General features: G+C 43.0%; 20 protein-coding genes and 4 pseudogenes. 14 read left to right on the top strand and 10 right to left on the bottom strand.

Going from position 1 to position 20,595, the window contains the following annotated elements:
• Positions 1 to 55: 55 nt before the first annotated feature.
• The gene (locus KNP95_RS14310) at positions 56 to 628 is read right to left on the bottom strand and encodes a YdhK family protein (protein WP_214735356.1); all 573 of its coding nucleotides are present in this window, start codon (positions 626 to 628) and stop codon (positions 56 to 58) included.
• 187 nt (positions 629 to 815) lie between these two features.
• Between KNP95_RS14310 and KNP95_RS14305 the strand changes: the two genes are divergently transcribed.
• From KNP95_RS14305 to KNP95_RS14290, 4 genes are all read left to right on the top strand, one after another.
• Positions 816 to 1,151 (top strand): hypothetical protein, encoded by a 336-nt coding sequence (locus KNP95_RS14305; protein ID WP_214686842.1) that lies wholly within the window; start codon positions 816 to 818, stop codon positions 1,149 to 1,151.
• The gene (locus KNP95_RS14300; RefSeq protein WP_214837988.1) at positions 1,135 to 2,331 is read left to right on the top strand and encodes a multicopper oxidase family protein; all 1,197 of its coding nucleotides are present in this window, start codon (positions 1,135 to 1,137) and stop codon (positions 2,329 to 2,331) included. The genes KNP95_RS14305 and KNP95_RS14300 overlap by 17 nt, the downstream gene beginning before the upstream one ends.
• Before the next feature lie 91 nt (positions 2,332 to 2,422).
• Entirely contained in the window at positions 2,423 to 2,749 is a 327-nt protein-coding gene (locus KNP95_RS14295; RefSeq protein WP_214720047.1) for a four-helix bundle copper-binding protein, read from the top strand.
• Positions 2,750 to 3,068: 319 nt separating this feature from the next.
• On the top strand, positions 3,069 to 3,749 hold the full coding sequence (locus KNP95_RS14290; protein WP_214684184.1) for a response regulator transcription factor: 681 nt from the start codon (positions 3,069 to 3,071) through the stop codon (positions 3,747 to 3,749).
• Here KNP95_RS14290 and KNP95_RS14285 read toward each other — a convergent pair.
• On the bottom strand, positions 3,672 to 4,289 hold the full coding sequence (locus KNP95_RS14285; protein ID WP_214837986.1) for a PCYCGC domain-containing protein: 618 nt from the start codon (positions 4,287 to 4,289) through the stop codon (positions 3,672 to 3,674). The two genes, KNP95_RS14290 and KNP95_RS14285, sit on opposite strands and share 78 nt — an antisense overlap.
• 643 nt (positions 4,290 to 4,932) lie before the next feature.
• Here KNP95_RS14285 and KNP95_RS16230 point away from each other — a divergent pair.
• Both KNP95_RS16230 and KNP95_RS14275 read left to right on the top strand, forming a co-directional pair.
• The gene (locus KNP95_RS16230; RefSeq protein WP_214841450.1) at positions 4,933 to 5,151 is read left to right on the top strand and encodes a PRD domain-containing protein; all 219 of its coding nucleotides are present in this window, start codon (positions 4,933 to 4,935) and stop codon (positions 5,149 to 5,151) included.
• A pseudogene (locus KNP95_RS14275) lies at positions 5,127 to 5,333 on the top strand (GGDEF domain-containing protein); the annotation flags it as partial. The gene KNP95_RS16230 and the pseudogene KNP95_RS14275, both read left to right, overlap by 25 nt.
• Before the next feature lie 261 nt (positions 5,334 to 5,594).
• On the opposite strand, the gene KNP95_RS14270 reads toward KNP95_RS14275, so the two are convergent.
• The 3 genes from KNP95_RS14270 to KNP95_RS14260 are packed head-to-tail and all read right to left on the bottom strand — an operon-like array spanning position 5,595 to position 6,949.
• The gene (locus KNP95_RS14270) at positions 5,595 to 6,155 is read right to left on the bottom strand and encodes a hypothetical protein (protein ID WP_214837982.1); all 561 of its coding nucleotides are present in this window, start codon (positions 6,153 to 6,155) and stop codon (positions 5,595 to 5,597) included.
• Between the two features lie 3 nt (positions 6,156 to 6,158).
• Positions 6,159 to 6,413 (bottom strand): hypothetical protein, encoded by a 255-nt coding sequence (locus KNP95_RS14265; protein ID WP_214837978.1) that lies wholly within the window; start codon positions 6,411 to 6,413, stop codon positions 6,159 to 6,161.
• Positions 6,414 to 6,463: 50 nt separating this feature from the next.
• Positions 6,464 to 6,949 (bottom strand): hypothetical protein, encoded by a 486-nt coding sequence (locus KNP95_RS14260; protein WP_029336194.1) that lies wholly within the window; start codon positions 6,947 to 6,949, stop codon positions 6,464 to 6,466.
• 292 nt (positions 6,950 to 7,241) lie between these two features.
• Between KNP95_RS14260 and KNP95_RS14255 the strand changes: the two genes are divergently transcribed.
• Complete coding sequence (locus KNP95_RS14255; protein WP_214841448.1) at positions 7,242 to 8,363, top strand: ISL3 family transposase; 1,122 nt, start codon at positions 7,242 to 7,244, stop codon at positions 8,361 to 8,363.
• Between the two features lie 54 nt (positions 8,364 to 8,417).
• Here the strand turns inward: KNP95_RS14255 and KNP95_RS14250 are convergent, their stop codons facing one another.
• The 4 genes and pseudogenes from KNP95_RS14250 to KNP95_RS14235 form a co-directional block, all read right to left on the bottom strand.
• Complete coding sequence (locus KNP95_RS14250; protein WP_214686824.1) at positions 8,418 to 8,897, bottom strand: TVP38/TMEM64 family protein; 480 nt, start codon at positions 8,895 to 8,897, stop codon at positions 8,418 to 8,420.
• 143 nt (positions 8,898 to 9,040) lie between these two features.
• A complete protein-coding gene (locus KNP95_RS14245; RefSeq protein WP_214837972.1) occupies positions 9,041 to 10,201 on the bottom strand; it encodes a D-alanyl-D-alanine carboxypeptidase family protein in 1,161 nt (386 codons plus the stop codon).
• 25 nt (positions 10,202 to 10,226) lie between these two features.
• The gene (locus tag KNP95_RS14240) at positions 10,227 to 11,678 is read right to left on the bottom strand and encodes a UDP-N-acetylmuramoyl-L-alanyl-D-glutamate--2,6-diaminopimelate ligase (RefSeq protein WP_214837970.1); all 1,452 of its coding nucleotides are present in this window, start codon (positions 11,676 to 11,678) and stop codon (positions 10,227 to 10,229) included.
• A gap of 199 nt (positions 11,679 to 11,877) precedes the next feature.
• Positions 11,878 to 12,303: pseudogene (locus tag KNP95_RS14235) on the bottom strand (YdhK family protein); the annotation flags it as partial.
• A 185-nt stretch (positions 12,304 to 12,488) separates the two neighbouring features.
• Here KNP95_RS14235 and KNP95_RS14230 point away from each other — a divergent pair.
• From KNP95_RS14230 to KNP95_RS14210, 5 genes and pseudogenes are all read left to right on the top strand, one after another.
• A pseudogene (locus tag KNP95_RS14230) lies at positions 12,489 to 13,239 on the top strand (cytochrome c biogenesis CcdA family protein).
• A gap of 77 nt (positions 13,240 to 13,316) precedes the next feature.
• A pseudogene (resA, locus tag KNP95_RS14225) lies at positions 13,317 to 13,823 on the top strand (thiol-disulfide oxidoreductase ResA).
• Positions 13,824 to 14,153: 330 nt separating this feature from the next.
• A complete protein-coding gene (locus KNP95_RS14220) occupies positions 14,154 to 15,062 on the top strand; it encodes a F510_1955 family glycosylhydrolase (protein ID WP_029595519.1) in 909 nt (302 codons plus the stop codon).
• 99 nt (positions 15,063 to 15,161) lie between these two features.
• Complete coding sequence (locus KNP95_RS14215) at positions 15,162 to 16,565, top strand: sensor histidine kinase (protein WP_214837968.1); 1,404 nt, start codon at positions 15,162 to 15,164, stop codon at positions 16,563 to 16,565.
• Positions 16,543 to 17,220 carry a response regulator transcription factor gene (locus KNP95_RS14210; protein WP_029595517.1) on the top strand — a complete coding sequence of 226 codons (678 nt, stop codon included), beginning with the start codon at positions 16,543 to 16,545 and terminating at the stop codon, positions 17,218 to 17,220. The genes KNP95_RS14215 and KNP95_RS14210 overlap by 23 nt, the downstream gene beginning before the upstream one ends.
• Positions 17,221 to 17,279: 59 nt before the next feature.
• Here the strand turns inward: KNP95_RS14210 and KNP95_RS14205 are convergent, their stop codons facing one another.
• Positions 17,280 to 17,612 (bottom strand): four-helix bundle copper-binding protein, encoded by a 333-nt coding sequence (locus tag KNP95_RS14205; RefSeq protein WP_081828355.1) that lies wholly within the window; start codon positions 17,610 to 17,612, stop codon positions 17,280 to 17,282.
• A 272-nt stretch (positions 17,613 to 17,884) separates the two neighbouring features.
• Between KNP95_RS14205 and copZ the strand changes: the two genes are divergently transcribed.
• Together copZ and KNP95_RS14195 are read left to right on the top strand one after the other, a co-directional pair.
• Positions 17,885 to 18,088, top strand: coding sequence for a copper chaperone CopZ (gene copZ / locus KNP95_RS14200; RefSeq protein ID WP_029336157.1), 204 nt, complete (start codon positions 17,885 to 17,887; stop codon positions 18,086 to 18,088).
• A 137-nt stretch (positions 18,089 to 18,225) separates the two neighbouring features.
• Positions 18,226 to 20,364 (top strand): heavy metal translocating P-type ATPase, encoded by a 2,139-nt coding sequence (locus tag KNP95_RS14195; protein WP_251138574.1) that lies wholly within the window; start codon positions 18,226 to 18,228, stop codon positions 20,362 to 20,364.
• Positions 20,365 to 20,595 lie beyond the last annotated feature (231 nt).

The following is a 20,595-nucleotide window of genomic DNA, read 5'->3' as shown; positions in this document are numbered from 1 at the left end:
GAGAAAGAAGACAAGAGAGGAACGGTTAAAAAACCGTTCCTCTCTTGTATATCGTTTATTCTGCAGATAGTTCGTCTTCAGTCACCCATTTATGATTTTTCACTTCTTCACCTGTAGTCGATTCAAAATCAATCATATACACTGTTGTTTGCTTAGCTGAATCGATAGTGGCCGTAGCGTCCTTCATTCCTCCCATATGATCCGCGTCTACTTTTACTTCATCGCCTACTTCATAAGGAGATGACTTGGCATCTACAATCTCTTCTTGAATAATCCATTTATGATTCGTGACGCGTTTCCCGCCATTTGTAGGGTCATAAGAAATGCTATAAGCAGTAGTATCATAAGCACCTACAATTTTAGCCTCGGCCCCTTTCATGCCTTCCATATGTGCTTCTTTGATCATCGCCATGTCGCCAACTTTAAATTTAGGGTTTTTAGCCTCTTGGAGCCCTTTCGGAACCTCTTTCGATCCAGACATGTCCATCGTCGAATGATCCATACCATCCATATTTTTATCCATGCTTCCTGTTGATTTAGAATCATCACTATTGCTTCCGCACGCAGCGAGTGCTAAAGAAAGCGAAGCAGCCATAGTTGTCATAATAATCTTTTTCTTTAATTTCATAAAAATTACCTCCAATTGCTTTTTTATGCTCTCCATAGACTCTATCACATAAATTTGCAGAAACATTGCAGAGAGCAGAAAAGTAACACATTGAAAAAAACTATAAAATTCATGGGGAGAAAGACATAGTTCTTTCACAATCATTCTTTAAGTTAAAGATAATAATTGATTGGAAGGAATGATCCATATGAAGATAACATGGTTAATCGCAACTATCGGTATCTTCACTCTCATGATTATAGTGGGCGGTTCGTATTTACTTCTTACCCGAGGTACTATGTCAAACAACAAACAGCACATGGGATCTATGATGAATGGAGGAAACACTACTACAAATCAGAATATGATGGAAGGTATGGGACATGGTGCGAGTGTCGATTTAAAATCAACTGAAGAAAAAGAGCGACGATTAAACATCCCTAAGATACTAAAAGCCGATCGTGAAACCAAGAATTCCATTCAATACACGATTGTCGCTAAACAAGGGGAAACAAAGTTCTTTCGAGATGCTAAAAAAAACTAAAACTCTAGGATATAACGGAAATTATTTAGGTCCTGTAGTGGAGTTAAAAAAAGGGAAAACAGTAACAATCCGTACGGTGAATCGCTTATCAGAAGCCACTACATCCCATTGGCACGGTCTTGTTGTACCATCATCCGTAGATGGTGGACCACATCAGGTCGTGAAAGCTGGTGAGACGAAGGTAGTAAAGTTTAAAGTGAAGCAAAATGAATCGACATTGTGGTTTCATCCACATCCAATGGGTAAGACTGCTGAACAAGTATACAAGGGGTTGGCAGGATTGTTGTACGTAAAAGATGAAAAAACTAAAGAGACGATGCTACCTCAAAAATATGGTGAAAATGATATTCCATTAATTCTTCAAGATCGAAAAGTTAAAAACAGGAATGTCCTTGGATATGCTGATGTAGAAAAAACAGATGGGGCTTTAGGCGATACCCTCCTCGTAAACGGTACGATTAATCCATATTTCAACGTAAAATATTCGCAACTTAGGGTCAGGTTGATAAATGGCTCCAATGCACGGAACTACGTAGTGAAGCTATCTGACGGTTCATCCTTTAAAAAAATTGCTGATGATGGTGGTTACATCTCAAAACCGAAAAACGTGAAGAAAATTGAATTAAGTCCAGGCGAACGTATAGAGGTATTGGTAGACTTTTCAAAAAGAAAAATTGGTGAGACTGTTTCATTTGAGACGAATGGAGTAAGGGTCGTTAACTTCAAGCTGAAGGATAAACAAGGGACGAACCTAAGTGCATTGGCGCCGAAAAGTGGATATGAAAAGCCGCTAAAGACCTTGTCTACAGTGAATCAAAAGTTAACTCTTTTCGGGATGGGCAAAAATGTTGAAATCAATGGGAAAAAGTTTGATGAGACGAGAATCGATATTAAAGCGAAACAAGGAGAAACCGAAATTTGGGAGGTCTATAATAAAAAAGACATGATGGGTGGAATGACTCATCCCTTTCACATTCATGGAGTCCAATTCAAAGTATTAGAGCGAAACGGACAGAAACTGGATAATCAAGAAACAGGTCTAAAAGACACTATCGCTATAAAACCAGACGAACGAGTTAAGATTCAGATGACTTTCAAGGAAAAAGGGGTATTCATGTACCATTGCCATATCCTTGAACATGAAGAGAACGGAATGATGGGTCAGTTGAAAGTGGACTAAAAAATAGGTGAATGTTTTCATCTTTTCTTCACAAACTAAGGGAATAGGCTTTGTGTAAGTCAAAAAAGACGGAAAATGGAGGTATTTTAGAATGAATACTGGACAACAAGAAATCTTAGGTGCCCTACACAACTGTATAGTGACTTGTAATGAATGCTTTGATGCGTGTTTGAGTGAACATCATGTTTCTTCGATGGCAGAGTGTATACGTCTAGACAGAGATTGTTCTGAAATTTGTAGTCTTTTAGTACAAGCTATTTCTCGAAACAGCAGCAATATTGATGTTCTTGCAAGAAGCTGTGTTGAAATTTGTGAAAGATGTGCCGACGAATGTTCGAAACATGATCATGATCATTGTAAGAAGTGCGCTGAGGCCTGTAATGAATGTGCAAAAATCTGTCGTAAATTAATTGCTTAAAGCGAAGTGTTAAAAATGAAGGAGCATCTATGTCGCCATGCCGAAAAAGGTATGAGCTAAAAAGCTGATGCTCCTTTATCTATAAAAACTACGGTACTTAGTTATGAAAAATTTCATAACCTTTATAGACCAGTAGTATGGTGAGAAAAAAGAAGGATACATAGAAAGTAACGATTAAACTCTTCATAAATGCTTTCTATATAATCAACTCCATCCTATAGTTTGAGTTGATTATATAGAAAGTTCGTGAAAATAATGAGGAAATAGATTGACAATCATTTATTATTAAAAAATTCTAATGTAAGAGGTGGTGGCTAGGATGGATAAAATATTAATTGTTGATGATGAAATAAGAATGAGGCAATTATTAAGACTTTATCTAGAACCAATAGGATATGAATGTAGTATGGCGAATAATGGGATCGAAGCTTTGGAGAAAGTGAAAAAAGAAACTTTTGATTTGATTTTATTGGACGTCATGATGCCAATGTACGATGGAGTCGAAGTATGTAAGAAAATAACGGATTCTCACCCGGAAGTCCCAATCATCATGATAACGGCTCTAAATGATGCTGAATCCATCGTCAAAGGACTAGATGCTGGAGCTACAGATTATGTCACAAAGCCGTTTAATGGGGACGTACTTTTAGCAAGAGTTCGATCTGTCATGAGAAGAAAAGCAAAAGAACCCGTTATATACCACGGACTTACGTTCGATGAGAGCAACGATTTAATTGTGTTAGATGGTAAGTCGATTGATTTCACACCCAAAGCACATGCGTTACTGAGATTATTTCTTCAACATCCTGGAAGGCTATTCAACAGATTGGAGCTTTATGAATTCGTTTGGTCTTATACATCAGAATCGGATCCAAGGACAGTGGACTCTCATATTAAAATGATCAGAGAGAAGTTAAGAGAGTTAGATTATCCAATTGATAGCCACCTGAAAACAATTTGGGGGAGAGGATATCGTTGGAGTGAGGATGAAACAAAATGACCCCTTTGCTATACAAGTAAAAGTGTCATTATAAAAATCATAAAGGAGTGGTGTCGGTTTCGAGTAGCCATCTTTATACGAAGAATCGATTTCAGAACGAATATCTTTAATCGATTCTCCATCCCGTTGCTTCAAAATAGACTTTACAGCAATCTCAAGACATGTGCTGCATGTTGTTCCGTGGCTTGTCCATTTCACCGACCCATCCGTTGTATTTTCTTCTATGAAGCAATCATAATTATTTTTGTGATTGACTGTTTCACCACAGCCACAATAACAAGGCATTTTCTCTAGTAGTTTACGATTTTTTGATACAGCTTGATAAACATTTCGTACATCTTCAGGTTGAGTTTTTAAAAATGTAGGAAGTATCACCGATGATGATGTTTCTTCAATCTTGTCACCGCTCAAATGTTTCGCATGATCGGCTTCCTTTGAATGATTGGGAGTAGAAGACTTCGTCGTGTCTTGAGCACAGCCGACCGCGATCAAGGACAGGCTAATAAGGCTTACTCTTTTTAAGAGTATGTTAAGTTTCACGATTCGATTCTCCCTCGAGATAATTTTGTAGGCGCGCAAAACAAAGCGTGTGAATTAGCATTTTTCGTATTTTCTAGTAGCTCTTTTTTCTGTTCAAGATAATACCTATTCATTCATTTGACATAGTTTTCATTGATTCAGTTAATTCATGAATCGTCATCAATCGTTTGATGTATACCTCGAACTTGTCCTTCAATTCCTTTTAAAGTTCCAGTACTTGTGTTTTTCACTCTAAATAGTCTTCTTTAAACAAAGGGTCTCATTTTAAAAGATATACCCTACTTGTATGATAGTTTTTAATTTTTAGTGTGTCAAAATACATTTTATATATAAATATAATTTAAAGAAAAAACGATATGTCACTCTATATAGACACCATACAGGTATATATGAACTGAACCCCGAATGATGGACACTTGAAAAAAGTGCCTCACTCGGGGTTTTTCGTGTGCGCACGAATCGCTATAATGAATTCTGAGTGTACCGCTTTTTTTAGGTTATGCCTTTTTGTGTGGACAAGCACCTAAAAGAGAGGGACCTAATATGAAAGTTGTGAAAGTTTTTAACAATAATGTCTTTTTGATTGAAAATGATAATAATGTTGAAGAAATAGTGACTGGAAGCACTTCTACAACGAATCGATGTGAAGGACATCGAATTGGCCGGCGATAATCTCCAACTTTATGAAACTGAAGTAGGGAATACGGTCAACAACATGGCTCTCCTTGGACTAGGTGATCACATTAATTTTGCGGTCGAACGTGCGCGAAAAGGGATGAACTGCCGTTCTGCGTTAGAGTGGGAAATTAAGCAGTTGTATACGAAAGAGTACTCGGTCGCATCGGCGGAGATGAGTTCGTGATCCTTTCGCCTTATCCTTTGGACTTCAAGAAAGCGACATTTAAATACGAGCTCTCAATCGGAGATGTGCCGGTGACGCTCGATGCTTCAATTGGAGAAGCTGCTTATCCGACAGACGGGGACTCACTAGAGACACTGATTTTGGTCGCAGATGATGCGATGTACATACAAAAATATACATGATTGAGTCACGACATGCCATGACTCGACAACAAAAGAGAGTGTACACGTTTCGACGTCGAAATGTATACACTCTTTTATATATCCATCAAAGTGGAGTCGAATCGATTGTCTGGAAAGCACTCTGTCCCTTTAGAAATATACACATCTCAAAGTATTGTCGTCGCTTTTGATTATATATGACCATATATCATTTTTTTGTATACAAAAATCTAGATTGATCAGGAGAGGTAATTATCGAGATTAGGCGGTACGAGCGTAAGGTTAAGAAGGGCTCGATGAACGCATCAAGGACTCTTCCAACAACCGAGACTCTTCTAATAGTTCTTTTAACGTATTGCTATACGGGTTCAATGAGATTTGAGTATATCCGATGCTTCCAAAACTGAACGAACGCTGCATCAATACACCCAGGAACGTCAGCTTGTCTGTACTCGTGTAAAACGATACGAATTCCGGGTCGTCGCTTAGCCTCGCCAGGAGGGCAGCCTCACGTTCTTGAGGGGGAAGTTGTTGAAAGACTGGATCACCGATCGATTGATAATAGGCGTCACAAGCGTAAACTAGTGTAAATTTAAGTTCGAGAGCAGCCGCGTGGTCATAGATGAGTTCAAAATGGCGAAGGTCGTTGTCATTCACTTGTGACAGAAGATGTAAGAAGAAAGCGGACTCACTATTCGCAGCGAGTTCTGGCCGGGCGAACACTTTCGCAGAGTAGATGGCCAATAGAATGGTCGACTGATAAGAGTGATTGGTCTCCGAAATCTCTTTGGCACGGGCGATGAACAGTTTGACGACATCATCGCGTGTCTTGAACTCATCCATGAGTCAGGACATGTTCTCGAGGGTCATATCGCCCTCCGAATACAGTTTCCATGCGAGATAGTCCATGAAGCGGTGTCGGTATCTCACATAAGGAGACTTTTCGAGCTCATCGGAAAGACTGACCGAGAGAAGTTTGATTGGGTTAGTTGCTATTTCACAAGCAAGGGCTCCGTAATGACCGAGTGACACAGCAGACTCTAAAACAAGTTTAGGGGCATATTTGACGACTTTGCGGATTGGTTTTCGTTTTTTTCCCATGTAGCATCCTCACACCTTCCTGTAAGGGCTGGTCAACAAACGATTGGACGTCAATAGTGGCCGAACAATTTTTTGAGGGACCTCCACTTCGGCGGGTAAGCATTGCTGCCGCTATAGGAACTAGTCTCCTCCCCCTTCTTACAGACCTCCAACTTCCACTGGGTCCCATCGTGAGTGATTGTTTCTGTTTCTACGAACAACTCCGGCCAGAGATGCGTCTTAAAAGAATTGAATTTCTTTAAGACTTTTGCAGAGTCATCCTGGTTGTACCAACCGGATTCTATCCGTTGTTCCTCGCCAAACGTTTGAAGGATCAAGAGTTCTCGTTTAACGAAACCGTTCGAATGAAAAGTCAAAATGGACTCGTTATAAACGCCAAAACTCCCGATCCATAGCGTCACTTTCATGATAGGGTCTGTTAGTGTTAATTCACTAAGCGGAATGGTTGGCTCTAAAGCTAAAGACTGACGACGTTTGTTCTTTAACTCTGACTCCTGAAATTCCTTCTTGTCGAGAGAATCATCTTTTTTGTGCATCCTAATTCCTCCCGTTACATAAGTTTGATGTTGTACGAAAGTCATTTGTAATGGAGAATTACATAACTGTGTAGAATAAAGGAAGTAATTATCCGAAATGACTTTTCATGGGCTCATCACCGTAAGGTGTGGTTGACACATAAAATCCATCGGATTTTGAATTGAACATAGAAAAAAAGCGAAAACCCCGGTATCGTAATTGTTGCTTAGACAAACCACGATTGGAGTTTTCGCTTTGTCCCAACAGTTTATCAAATTACTTCTTCCACTTCCAGCCCTTTTTCAGATCCAAATGTCATCAGACGAAGAACCAAACGTTTTTCCGATCATCCCGGATCGACATGACATCCCTTGTCCGCTGTGCCAGAGAAAGACCATCCTGCATTCGAAAAAGCGGCGTCGCTTTCGACACGGTCATGCGTGGAACGTCGGTGTACTCTGGATCGAACTGGATGTCCCACGTCAAAGATGCACCTCTTGTGATTTGACGTTCGTGTATGACTACGGTCTCGGGCTCGTCCGCACTTCCACCGAGGTTTTCCGGAAAGGCATCGCAAAACGTTGCCACGGACGGACGATCTCAGATGTCGCACGCGAGTACGGCCTCCCTTATACGACGGTGGAGCGCTGGTTCTATCAGTACGCTTCGGTGGAGACGATGGAGCGTGCAACGCAAGTCCTGGTCGACGAGTTCGCCACGAGAAAGGGGCACCACTATGCGACGATTGTCCTCGATGCCAAGAGTGGCCAGCTTCTGTCCATTGTCCCGGGCCGGGACGTGGCAGCCATCACGGCAGCACTTCAAGGCATATCCGGGGATATCCGTTCTGTCGTCAGTGATTTTGCACCGGCGATGGCGAAGGCCATCAACCATGTCTTCCCGGAGGCAGAACATGTGCTGGACCGGTTCCACCTCGTCCAGTTCGTCACGGACGCCCTTCGCCGACGGCGTCGTTTTTTGAACGAGGCAAGACGCCATCACCACGTTCGCGTGATCGATCGTTCGCTCGCGCGTCGCCCGGAAACACTGACTGGGGAAGACCGGGAGGTCGTCCGTTCCTGTATTCAGGAAGATCCATTCATTCGGAACCTCTATCAAGGGCTCCAGCATATCCGGTATGTGCTGAAGGCGACGTGCGAGATACAGGCGCAACGGCGGCTGTCGGACTGGTTGGACCGTTATCAGTTCCATCCGTGCGGGCCCCTGGCGAAGATCGCGAAAGCAATCCGGGTCCGGGAGCAAGCGATGCGCCAGACCATCGTGTCAAGGCTGTCGAACGGGAAGATGGAAGGGACGAACAACAAGATCAAGCTCATCAAACGCCGTGGTTATGGCTATCGAAACCTCGAACGATTCTTTTTAAGATTGCGCCTCGAGATCGGTCGTCAAAATAGCAACCACGAGTTATGGTGATGAGCCAGAAAAAGAGGATGAATTTATCGAAGTTTTCTCAAACAGGGGGTAAAATTACAAAGAATTTTTTCTTTTGTTCTTTGCCCAGATCACTAGAAACGATAGAAAGATCAAAATAAATAAGCCGTACTGATAACCGGGAGGTATGGATTCTACAAGGCCATAAACAACAGCCACTTCAAGAGAAACGGCCGGAATTTTACCGATGGTGCTGGCAATAATGAATAAGCCACCTGGAATGGGCGTCAAGGCCGCCCCTGCTGTTACCAGACCTGATGGGACAAAAGGAATTAAGCGCAGCAAGATGATTGCCCAGAAGACGCGGCTTATTGAAGAACTCTGGATGTACCTCCAGAACGGCCGCTTTAACCACTTTGGATTAACTTTTGAAAACCCATATCGATATAGGTAAAATCCGACGATAGCGCCAAAAATCTCCCCCGACAAAGAAAGGATGACGCCAATGGTTAACCCTAAAGAACTGATATTGAGAGACGTGAGCAAAAAGCTTGGGAAAAAGCCAACTGCACCCATACTTATGTTGAAAATGAGAAGCAGCAGAAATTCTAAAACGGGGAACTGAGTGTTTATGGTATAATCCGCCTCCTGCGCTGTTTAAAAAATTGATGGTATATAAAAGTTCAGTTGAATGAAATTTTAAGATAGAGAAGTGCGTTCTATATCCGTTTTTTTCGAATTCGGTAATACACTAATCCTGAAAAGCCAACGACGAGGAGGAACAAATAGATTGAACTTAAAATCCCAGGTGGGAAAAATGTGCGAACGTCTTCAGAATTAGAAGGAAGGTTTGTCTCAGAAGCACTGACAACGGGAAACTGATAAGAAGACAAAAGAGTGCCATCCTGATCAGTAATCCTTAATAGTCCATCTTCTTTTACAGCGATTGTCACTTGCTCATCTGTTTGGTGTGTATAAAAGAAATCGCCTGGCGTAATGTATTCCACATCACCGGCAAAAAAGCTGCTTTCTTTCGGAATGCTCACTGTTTTAAAATTTTCAAATCCAAAATCCAAAAGTTGAATAGTGTCAGCATAAGCTTCTGCCTCTGTGTCGCTTTTTAAGGTGACGACAATTAAATTCAGGTTTTCTCTTTTGGCTGTCGTGGCCAGCGTGACGCCTGCTTCTGGCACAAACCCGGTTTTACCACCCGTAACGCCTTCATAAGGTTTTTCCCTTAATAGTTTGTGGTGGGTATAAAGCGTGGTATCCCAGGATTCACCGTTCCAGGGCAGTTCTTTTGTTCCAAATATTTTCATGAATTCATCGTTCTTCATCGCATATCGGGTTAACTTCGCTAAATCTTCGGCTGTCGTAACATGCTCGGGATCAAAAAGACCGTGGGGATTTTCGAAGTTCGTATTCCGCAGGCCAATTACATCTTCTAAATATAAATTCATATCAGCAGAAAATAACTCAACGCTGCCGCTGATGTGTTCAGCAATGGCGACGCCGGCATCATTTCCAGAGTTGACTAAGAGGCCCAGCAACAGTTTTTCTAAAGTCACTTGTTCTCCCTCTTCCAAATAAACACGGGTGCCTTCCGTATTGCGTGCTTTTTTACTGATGGTTACAACATCATTTAATTTTCTGTTTTCAATTGCATAAATGGCTGTGGCAATTTTTGTTAGGCTGGCAGGATACATCTGCGACTGTGCATTTTTTTCATAGAGGATTTTTCCAGTCGTTGCTTCCATGACAATAGCTGCTTCACTGGATACGTTTGGCAGGGAAGGGTCATCAGTTTTACTGAAAACGGACGAAACGATTAAAGTGTTGATCATGATTAAAATGGTTGAAACAACACTTAGTTTTTTCATAACTACTCCCTCCTGAGTGATTATTTTAGTTCTGCTTTATTATATAATTGACGGTTTCCCGGTCCGAATCAGTCGGTAAATGAAAGGTTTGCTGGTATTTCTCGTGTCCTTTACCGGTAATCACAATCCAGTCGCCTTCCTTGCTTTCATGGATTGCTTGCTGAATGGCGAGTGTACGGTCTGGAACGATGCTGCCTTTTGAGTTGCCGTATGTTTCATTTAGTTGGTTTAAAACTTCCAGCATATCTCCTGGAGAAACATTGTTCAGGTCGTCCAACGTTAAAATGTAGCGATCACTCATTTCAGCAGATATGGATAGCATGTGCTTTCTCTTGCTGGCATCTCGATTTCCACGAAAGCCGAAAATATGGGTTATTCGTTGGGCCCCTTGTGATTTTGCAGTTTCCAGGCAGTAAGAGATGGCATCCGGAGTATGGGCATAATCCACAATAACGATCGAGCCCTTGTCCAGTTTCGTGATCTCAAAGCGTCCATCGACTCCCTTGAAATGGTGAATGGAGTTTAAGAGCTTTTCTTTGGGGATACCCAGCAACAATGATGTTCCGTAGGCCATTAAGGTGTTATACATATTGTGCATTCCGGTCATGGCAGCGACCATTTGATACGTTTCGTTACTTTCAATCACCCGCATAGTGGAGGACAGTGAATGAATTTTTGCAACACGCAGGTTGCATTCAGTGGATGTGCCAATTGCATAAATCGGTTTTCCCTTTGTTTGCAGGATTCCACAGAGCTTTCGTCCCCACTCATTATCTGTATTCACTACAGCAATCCCATGTTCTTTCATCTGATTGAACATTGTAAGCTTCGTCTGAAAATATTCTTCCATGGAACTGTGATAATCCAGGTGTTCATGGTGAAGATTGAGGAACAAGCCGTAATCAAATTCAATGCCTTCTAACCGATACTGGGCCAGTCCATGAGAAGAAACTTCCATAATGACGACCTCATCCTGACTGAGGGTCAACAGTTTATGGAGAGCGAGTGAATTTGGTGTGGTGTTCGAGCTTTTCATTTTTTCGCCATTGATAATATTTTGGTTGGTACCGATGACAGAACAACTCATACCGTTGCTTTCCAGAAAGTGCTGGAGCATATAGCTCGTCGTCGTTTTTCCGTTGGTGCCCGTAATTCCAATCATTATTTTCTGGTCAGATGGACGGCCATAAAAATTCCTGGCCAGGATGCCAAGCGCTTTCCGGCTATTTTCCACCTGTAAATAAGGGACACCTAACCGGGTAATTTCTTGTTCTCCGATGACAAGGGCTGCCCCTTTTTCAATTGCCTGGTCAATAAACCCGTGACCATCAATTTCAAATCCTTTAATAGCAACAAACACAAAACCTTTTTCCACATCGCTTGAGTTATCGGCAATCCCCTTGATGTCTAATTCTAATATTCTGGAATCTAATCGGGAGATTAGACCGGATTCGTTCAAAAGCTGATTTGTTTTCATAGATTTGGTGACCTCTCTAAAACTATTTAAATTTGATTTATTCTATTATAAAAATGTTGAAAAAATGTGCAGAATTTATACGGGAAGCCTAACTACTAAAACTTAATGTTTTTGTAATACAAACGAAATCGAATCCTTTATGAACCATTACAGATAAAAACCCGGGATCTTGTTGACAAGATCCTGGGTTTTGGCGCTTTTATTCGGGTAACAGTTCGCTTTCAGTCACCCATTTATGATTGGTGACTTCCTCGCCTCCGGTGGTCGGGACGAAATCAACCATATAGACGGTCGTTTCTTCGGTAGAATCAACCGTAGCCGTTGCGCCGTCCATTCCCTCCATATGGTCAGCGGCAATGGCCGCTTCATCGCCCGTTTCCAATGGTTCATCACCTGGATTTTCCAATTCTGCGTGAATCACCCATTTGTGATTTTCAACCGGCTCGCCTCCGTCCGTCGGCGTATAGGTCACTGCATAGGCGGTTGTATCATAAGCCCCGACAATTGTGGCTTCAGCACCTTTCATGCCTTCCATATGATCGGTTTCAATAATCGCCTGGCTTCCAACTTCAAAGGTTGGATTTTCGGCTTCCTGCAAATCATCCGGGACTTCACCTGAACCGGAATAGAAGAAACTGCACAGAAAATCAAGAATTAATCGGTAAACTGGATTGGTTGACGTCTTCTGGAACGGTTAAGCAAGCACGGGGAAGTAGAAGTTAAGAGAGGGGCTGTATTTAATTTTACATACCTTGAAATTCCCCGAGTCTTATATAGAAAATTTCATTTGATTCCTTAAGGGATACAAAAATGATAAAGAAGAGGATTCAACTTACTGTAATAGGAGGTGTACAAGTGGCGGAAATTAGTTTGTATCTTGCCTTTGGCGCAGGGCTTTTATCATTTATCTCTCCATGCTCCCTTCCTTTGTATCCGGCTTTTTTATCCTACCTTACTGGAGTTTCAGTCAATGAGTTAAAGACGGGCAAGGGAATGATGAGGAGCACGGCTTTGATTCATACGGTTCTATTTTTGATAGGTTTCTCCATCATTTTTTAGCGTTGGGCTTGTCGACTTCGCTTATCGGAAACTTCTTCTTGGAATATCAAGTTCTTCTACGTCAATTGGGCGCTATTTTGATGGTGTTTTTTGGCTTGGTCCTAACCGGTATTCTGAAATTCGACTTCCTGCTGACGGATAAGAAATTACAGTTCCAGAAAAGGCCCTCCGGATACGCGGGTTCTGTTCTGATCGGCATTGGCTTTGCAGCTGGATGGACCCCGTGTACCGGTCCCATACTTGCAGGAGTTATTGCACTCGGAGTAGCGGATCCGGACAGTGGCTTACTCTATATGCTGTTTTACGTTCTGGGATTTCCATTCCTTTTCTCTTGATGTCGTTTTTTATTGAGAAAATGACTTTCTTGAAGAAGAAGAGCGCTCTTTTCATGTCAATAGGAGGAGCATTAATGATTCTGATGGGCGTTTTACTTTACTTTGACATGCTGACAGAAATCATCGCTTTTTTATCGCAATTTACGGGTGGATTTACAGGGTTTTAATGGACTCAACCCAGCATCTAGGAAGGACGTGACAGTGTATGGCTGCTAAAAAGGATAAAAAGAGAAATCGCTTGATTATGAGGACAAGTATTTTGTTGATTCTGGTTGTCACTATTGCATTTACCATCTAAAACGGATTAACAAAAGAGAAAAACGAATTACTGCAAGTTGGAGATTCGGCACCCGATTTTGCGTTGACGGATTTGAACGGGGAACGGCATCAGCTGTCTGAGTACAAAGGGCAGGGGGTGTTCGTGAACTTTTGGGGTACTTGGTGCAAACCGTGCGAAAAAGAGTTCCCGCTGATGGAAAAGCAGTACCAGGTATACAAGGATCAAGGTGTGGAGATACTCGCTGTCAATATTGCGCAATCCGATTATGAAGTGAGACAATTTGCTGAACAGCGAAATTTAACGTTCCCGATTGTTATCGATAAGGACAAAAGTGTTATGGAAGCTTATAATATCCGTCCATTGCCGACTACTCTGTTAGTCAATCAAGAGGGCAAAATCGAGAAAATTATTACGGGTGAAATGTCCGAAGAGGATATCGCGAGTTATATGGAACAGATCAAACCGTGCTGATACCTCTGAATTTCCCAAGCATAATGCGGGCCACGTTATTTTGAAAAATGCTGCAAAGAAAAAACGAGAAAAAAACATTTCTTTAAAGTGGACTAACCGAAAGAAAAGAAATGTCAGGTGTAGAAAATTTATAAATAAAAATCAGGCAAAGATCCTCCACCGGACCGATTGGAAGGATTATTCCTTTTGGGTCAATTGTAGAGGGAATGGATTAGCTGTTTTGAAATCAAGATATCTGCACAAAAAGTCGAAACTTTTTCGTTAAACTTTAAGAATGTTATACTTATAAAAAATAAAAAATAAAAAATGACATATTCGGAGGGCATCTACATGAAAAAAAAGAGAATAGGAACGGCAGTGCTGTCGGCTTTTCTTTTGCTGGCAGGCTGCAGCAATGATACAACGGATTCATTTGAAGTGCCGTTTGAAGGGGAACTGAACCATGTTCATGGGATGGGTTATGCAGGAAATGAGAACGGACTGTATTTTGCCTCGCATACCGGGCTGAAAATTTACCGGGAAGAGGGCTGGTTCGAAACGGCGGATAATTTTCATGATTATATGGGCTTTAATGCAACAAATGAAGGATTTATTACGTCGGGCCACCCAAGTGCAGACTCAGAATTACCCAATCCCCTAGGGATACAGCGAAGCATCGACAGCGGTAAATCGATTGAAGAGATTGCATTTCAAGGAGAAACGGATTTTCATGCCATGGCGGTGGGATATAACAGTAACGACATTTTCCTAATCAATCCGGCCAAGAATTCCCTATTGGAAGCCGGCGTATATAAAAGCGGTGATGAAGGCGAATCATGGAAAACTGTGAAGGCTGAAGGGCTGGAAGGCGAAGTGACTTCGCTCGCTCTTCACCCGGCTGACTCAAACTTCGTCGCTGCAGCTACGGCTGCAGGGATTTATTTCTCACGGGATGGCGGAGAAAATTTTAAAGCCATTACAGACGGAAGTGAAACAGGCACAGCGGTGCATTTCACCGAAGACCATTTGTACTTCGGAAGCTACGGGACAGCGGCGGCTCTGGTGAAGTATACTATGGAAAATGAAGAACTCGAGCCGGTGGATACACCGGACCTTTCACAAGATGCCGTCGCTTTTATTGCACAAAACCCGATGGATGGAATGGAACTGGCGATCTACACATTTGAAGGCAATGCCTACTTGTCGGAAGACGGATTACAGACCTGGAAAACGCTGCTGGAAGAGGGAAAAACCAAGTAGAAACCAGCTAGCCGTTTGAAAGACGAACCGAATCCAACAGCTTTCGGCAGCAGTCTTTGTCTTGATTGCTGCTAACCAATCGACTTAAAGAGGGATGCCATGTTAAACAGGCTTGCATTGAAAATAGGTTTGCTGTTTTTTGTGTTTATTATCATCATTGAATTGGTTTTGTTTTTAACCCTGTACGTTACTTTTGTCAATGAACGGGTGGATGAAGTCATGACCAACCTGCTTGCAAGAGGGAACACCCACAGCGAAGTATTGGAAGACAGTTTTGAACCGGCGACATTGAACCATGTGGCGTTGATGGAATCGGCCTCCGATTTCATCGTCATCATCACGGATGCAGATGGCAACGAATTGACCCATTCCGATCTGATTGAACCTGAAATGAGGGAAGTGTTGGAACACACCGATTTTGATGAGGTTCTGCAGGGAGGGAAGGTCGTGGAAGAGCGATGGGACAAAAAAGAGTTTATTGCGACGGACAGCCCAATCACCATTGAAGGAGAACATAGAGGCCACGTGTTCATGTTTGCGGAAACCAATCATATCAAAGGGATGGTCAGTCATTTGCGAAACCAATTCCTGATTGTTGGCCTGATTGCTGTCGGGTTGACCGTCATCACAATTTTTCTGCTATCCCGATTGATTACGTTGCCGTTGATTCGGATGAAAGAAGCGACGGAACAGTTAAGCGAAGGGCACCACGAGGTCAGCCTGAATATTGGCCGAAACGATGAGTTGGGAGAGCTGGCGAACGCCATCACTGCTCTATCCAGTGACTTGGAACATTTAAAAAATGAGCGGAATGAATTTTTGGCGAGTATTTCGCACGAGTTGCGGACGCCGTTGACCTATATCAAAGGATATGCCGATATCGCGAGCCGGCCGGATGCATCCGAGGAAGAGAAAAAGGAATACATTGGCATCATCCGGGAAGAGACGGCCCATTTGACGGAATTGATCCGGCAGCTGTTTGAGCTGGCTCAGATGGATCATAACCAGTTCGCCATTCAAAAAGAGGAATTTTCACTGGAGATGCTTTTTGCATCCGTCGTTGCCTTGGTTCGGCCAGCTTTTGACGAGAAACAGATTTCATTGGCTGTCCATTGTGAACATGAGATTGTCGCCTTCGTTGATCCCGAACGTTTTCAGCAGGTATTGCTGAATGTCTTGGACAACGCCCGCAAGCATTCTCCTGAAGGAACACAAGTGGTATTACAGGGAGTCCAAGATAAAGGTACCATCACCATAAGCATCCGTGATGAAGGAGAGGGCATACCGGAAAAAAATCTTCCTTTTGTCTTTGAACGATTGTATCGGGTCGATAAATCCAGATCCAGACAGTACGGAGGAAGCGGTCTTGGCCTGGCGATTGCGAAAGAAATCGTCGAATCGCACGGTGGTCTCATGACGCTTCAAAGTGAGTACGGACAAGGGACAACCGTCCTGATAGAATTGAAAAGGGGGGATTCGCTTGCAGAAAGTGCTGTTGGTTGATGATGAACAACGAATGCTGGATTTAGTGGCTTTATATTTGAAGCCGCATCAGTACCTCTGTAAAAAAGCACTGGGAGCTCATGAAGCCCTCGACTATTTGGAATCGGAACCTTTCGATCTCGTCTTACTGGATATCATGATGCCGGAAATGGATGGCTGGGAACTGTGCCGCGAAATCCGGAAATTTTCGGATGTGCCAATCATTATGCTGACGGCGCGGGAACAACAGGAGGATATTGTTAAGGGATTGAATATCGGGGCGGATGATTACATCACAAAGCCGTTTAATGAAGATGAGTTGCTGGCCCGGATGGGGGCGCTGCTTCGCAGGAGAACTCCGAAAAATACCATTGAAGTGGACGGTTTGGTGTGGGACGAAGACCGGTTTGAACTTACGTACGGCAAACATATCATCAAATTGACGCCAAAAGAATTTCTGATGGTGGGCCATCTGATGAAGAATGCCGACAAAGTGTTTACGAGGGAGCAGCTGATCCAGTTAATTTGGGGATTCGACTCAGAGACGGAAGGGCGGACCATCGATTCGCATGTGCGAAATGTTCGGGAAAAAATCCGCCAGTCCGGTTTTCCGGTCGATGATCATTTTCTCACGGTTTGGGGAATCGGCTACAAATGGATCCATGAAGCAGAATGATGCTTGATAAAAGAAAAGGTCCGTCGGAAAATATTTCCGACGGGCCTTTTTGAGTAAGGTTATGCGGCGTTACGGCAAGCTTCTGCACATCTACGGCAAGCTTCCGCACAGCGTCTGCAATGTTCATGATGATCGGCGTGCTTCTCACATTCCTCTGCGCAAGCTTCGCAAATGGTTGCGCAAACGGCTGCCAGTTCGGAAACGAACGGTGAATTGTGAGTAATGGCATGTTCCAAAAATGCACAAATGTCCGCGCATTCCCGGTCTAATCGAATGCACTGTGCTAGCATCTTCACATCGTCTTCCTGCAGACAAGCGTCAAAACAATGGTTACATTCCGCTGCACAATCATGTAATGCCCGAATCAATTCCTGATGTTGTTCATGAGCCATGTTAAAACCTCCATTTCTTATTTTTGCTTCATTTACTGGATTTCCCTCTCCTTTCCAAACTAAACAGAAATACCGAAACTCCATAGAAACTGCACATTTTATAGACAAGTAATCAAATATTAAAATCAATGGTGCGGTTTTTTTGGGGGGTCATTGTGAACTTCTAAATTAGAGTCATGGAAACAGCGATAAAGTAAAATGATACTAAACACTTGATATACCCTATCGGGGTATGTTAAGTTTAAGGAAATATTACTTTAGGAGGAATAATAATGATTGAAACATTAAAAGTACAAGGTATGTCCTGCGGCCACTGTGCAAACTCGGTTGAAACGGGCGTCGGTGAACTCGAAGGGATTTCATCTGTGACAGTTGATCTTAAAAAAGGCGAAGTGGCAGTAGACTATGATACTGCCAAGACATCATTAAACGAAATTCAGAAAGCGATTGAAGAACAAGGGTATGACGTCGTATAAGGGTGCTTTCACAGCACACTTTACTTTTAAATGAAATATACCCTCGCGTGGTATATTCGGCAAGAACTTTGTGAATGTTAAGAATGTAAATAGGGTTAAATAGGATAAGAACCACTAGTTTGGAGGAGGCGCACTGAATGGCTAAAAATGATAAAGACCATCACCACCATCAAGACGAACAGGTAGATCACAGTAAAATGGATCATTCCAAACATGTTGGGCATTCGTACCATGAAGACCAAGTGAAAGAAGGCATTCAAGACGACAGCAATCCTGCCAAAATTCATGATGATCATGCCCATCACAATCATGGTGGCCACGATCATAGTGACCATGGACATCACCATCATGGGAATTTCAAAGAAATTTTCCTGAAGTCGCTGCCCTTGGGCATTGTCATTCTATTATTGTCGCCGATGATGGACGTTCGGCTTCCTTTCCAATTTACTTTTCCATACTCGGATATTGTGGTCGCTGTATTAGCAACTATCTTATTGGTTTATGGCGGAAAACCCTTCTATCAAGGTGCAATCGCTGAATTTAAGGAAAAAGCACCGGGCATGATGGCCCTTATTTCATTAGGGATATCCGTTTCCTATTTGTACAGCATTTACGCCGTGCTGGCACGCTACGTAACCGGCGATCACATCATGGATTTCTTCTTTGAATTCGCGTCCTTGCTGTTGATCATGCTCCTTGGACACTGGATCGAAATGAAGGCTATCGGAGAAGCAGGAGACGCGCAAAAATCGCTCGCCGAATTGGTGCCGAAAGATGCACATGTGGTATTGGAAGATGATTCGATCGAGACGCGTCCCGTAAATGAGCTGAAAGTCGGAGACCTTGTACGGGTTCAGGCCGGAGAAAACGTCCCTGCCGATGGCATCATCAAAAGAGGCACCTCGCGGATCAATGAAGCTTTGCTGACGGGGGAATCTAAACCCATTGAAAAAGGAGCCGGAGACAAAGTGATCGGCGGTTCCACGAACGGTGCAGGCATCATATATCTTGAAGTACAGGAAACCGGCGACCAATCGTTCATTTCCCAAGTACAAACCCTGATAAGCCAGGCGCAGGATCAACCTTCAAGAGCTGAAAATCTGGCTCAAAAAGTAGCCGGCTGGCTGTTTTATATCGCCATTGCGGCGGCTTTCCTCGCTTTTGTCGTTTGGCTGTACATTGCTGACATTCAAACCGCTGTTCTTTTTACGGTTACGACATTAGTCATTGCATGTCCACACGCTCTCGGCCTTGCCATTCCGCTGGTTATTGCACGAAGCACCAGTTTAGGTGCAAACCGCGGGCTGTTGGTGAAAGACCGCGAAGCATTGGAGCTGGCAACTAAGGCTGATGTAATGATACTGGATAAAACGGGTACATTGACTACTGGCGAATTTAAAGTTTTGAACATGGAAACACTGGATGGTCAACATACCGAAGCCGAAATCGCGGCGTTAATGGCAGGGATTGAAGGCGGGTCCAGCCACCCAATCGCCCAGTCAATCGTCCAATACGCTGAGAAACAAGGGATTCAGCCTGTCCACTTTGATTCGATTGATGTTGTGTCGGGTGCGGGTATAGAAGGAAACGCCAATGGCCGCAAATACGAATTGATCAGCCAAAAGGCACTTGGAAGAGATGTAGCGGTGGATGTTCCCAAAGGGGCAACATTAAGTATACTAGTTGAGGACGGGAATCCGATCGGTACGGTCGCATTAGGCGATGAATTGAAAGAAACGAGCAGAACGCTCATACAGGCATTGAAGCATTACAATATAAAACCGATTATGGCTACAGGTGACAATGAAACGGCTGCCCAAGGAGTAGCAGAGGAACTGGGCATTGAATACAGAGCCAATCAATCACCGCAAGATAAATATGGTTTAGTGGAATCACTGAAAAATAATGGACAAACGGTTATCATGGTCGGCGATGGCGTCAACGATGCACCATCCCTTGCAATAGCAGACGTTGGGATAGCAGTCGGCGCCGGAACTCAAGTCGCCATCGATTCCGCTGATGTGATTTTGACTCAGTCGGATCCAGGCGATATTGAATCCTTTATCGAATTGGCCAATAAAACAACCAGTAAAATGAAACAGAACCTCGTGTGGGGAGCCGGTTATAACTTTATTGCCATTCCCATAGCGGCGGGTGTTCTAGCCTCCATTGGGATTACGTTGGCTCCTGCCGCAGGAGCAGTTCTGATGTCCGTGTCCACGGTTATCGTGGCTATCAATGCGATGACATTGAAACTAAGAAATAGAGCTGTTTAACACCGTGTTTAATTGTCGTACACGAAAAGTGCTGCCTCCCAAAAGTTGAATTTTCTTTAACCTTGGGGGCACAGTTTTGTATTAGGTTAAAGTCAAACGGAGGTTTGAAGACTTTGGATAATTAAATATATTTTTATAGTTAACATATGAGATATTATCGGAAGAGAGGAAGCCCAAAAGCTTCTTCTCTTTTCTACTTAAATTCAATTAACACAAAAAAGTTTTCAAAAA

Source organism: Exiguobacterium sp. s36 (assembly GCF_018618345.1).
Classification (GTDB): domain Bacteria; phylum Bacillota; class Bacilli; order Exiguobacteriales; family Exiguobacteriaceae; genus Exiguobacterium; species Exiguobacterium chiriqhucha.
This window is presented reverse-complemented; position numbering and strand designations above follow the sequence as displayed.

Coding starts and splice junctions, on each gene's coding strand:
- KNP95_RS14310 (WP_214735356.1), bottom strand. CDS start 628: ATGAAATTAAAGAAAAAGATTATTATGACAACTATGGCTGCTTCGCTT.
- KNP95_RS14305 (WP_214686842.1), top strand. CDS start 816: ATGAAGATAACATGGTTAATCGCAACTATCGGTATCTTCACTCTCATG.
- KNP95_RS14300 (WP_214837988.1), top strand. CDS start 1,135: ATGCTAAAAAAAACTAAAACTCTAGGATATAACGGAAATTATTTAGGT.
- KNP95_RS14295 (WP_214720047.1), top strand. CDS start 2,423: ATGAATACTGGACAACAAGAAATCTTAGGTGCCCTACACAACTGTATA.
- KNP95_RS14290 (WP_214684184.1), top strand. CDS start 3,069: ATGGATAAAATATTAATTGTTGATGATGAAATAAGAATGAGGCAATTA.
- KNP95_RS14270 (WP_214837982.1), bottom strand. CDS start 6,155: ATGGATGAGTTCAAGACACGCGATGATGTCGTCAAACTGTTCATCGCC.
- KNP95_RS14265 (WP_214837978.1), bottom strand. CDS start 6,413: ATGGGAAAAAAACGAAAACCAATCCGCAAAGTCGTCAAATATGCCCCT.
- KNP95_RS14260 (WP_029336194.1), bottom strand. CDS start 6,949: ATGCACAAAAAAGATGATTCTCTCGACAAGAAGGAATTTCAGGAGTCA.
- KNP95_RS14255 (WP_214841448.1), top strand. CDS start 7,242: ATGTCATCAGACGAAGAACCAAACGTTTTTCCGATCATCCCGGATCGA.
- KNP95_RS14250 (WP_214686824.1), bottom strand. CDS start 8,897: ATGGGTGCAGTTGGCTTTTTCCCAAGCTTTTTGCTCACGTCTCTCAAT.
- KNP95_RS14245 (WP_214837972.1), bottom strand. CDS start 10,201: ATGAAAAAACTAAGTGTTGTTTCAACCATTTTAATCATGATCAACACT.
- KNP95_RS14240 (WP_214837970.1), bottom strand. CDS start 11,678: ATGAAAACAAATCAGCTTTTGAACGAATCCGGTCTAATCTCCCGATTA.
- KNP95_RS14220 (WP_029595519.1), top strand. CDS start 14,154: ATGAAAAAAAAGAGAATAGGAACGGCAGTGCTGTCGGCTTTTCTTTTG.
- KNP95_RS14215 (WP_214837968.1), top strand. CDS start 15,162: ATGTTAAACAGGCTTGCATTGAAAATAGGTTTGCTGTTTTTTGTGTTT.
- KNP95_RS14205 (WP_081828355.1), bottom strand. CDS start 17,612: ATGGCTCATGAACAACATCAGGAATTGATTCGGGCATTACATGATTGT.
- copZ (WP_029336157.1), top strand. CDS start 17,885: ATGATTGAAACATTAAAAGTACAAGGTATGTCCTGCGGCCACTGTGCA.
- KNP95_RS14195 (WP_251138574.1), top strand. CDS start 18,226: ATGGCTAAAAATGATAAAGACCATCACCACCATCAAGACGAACAGGTA.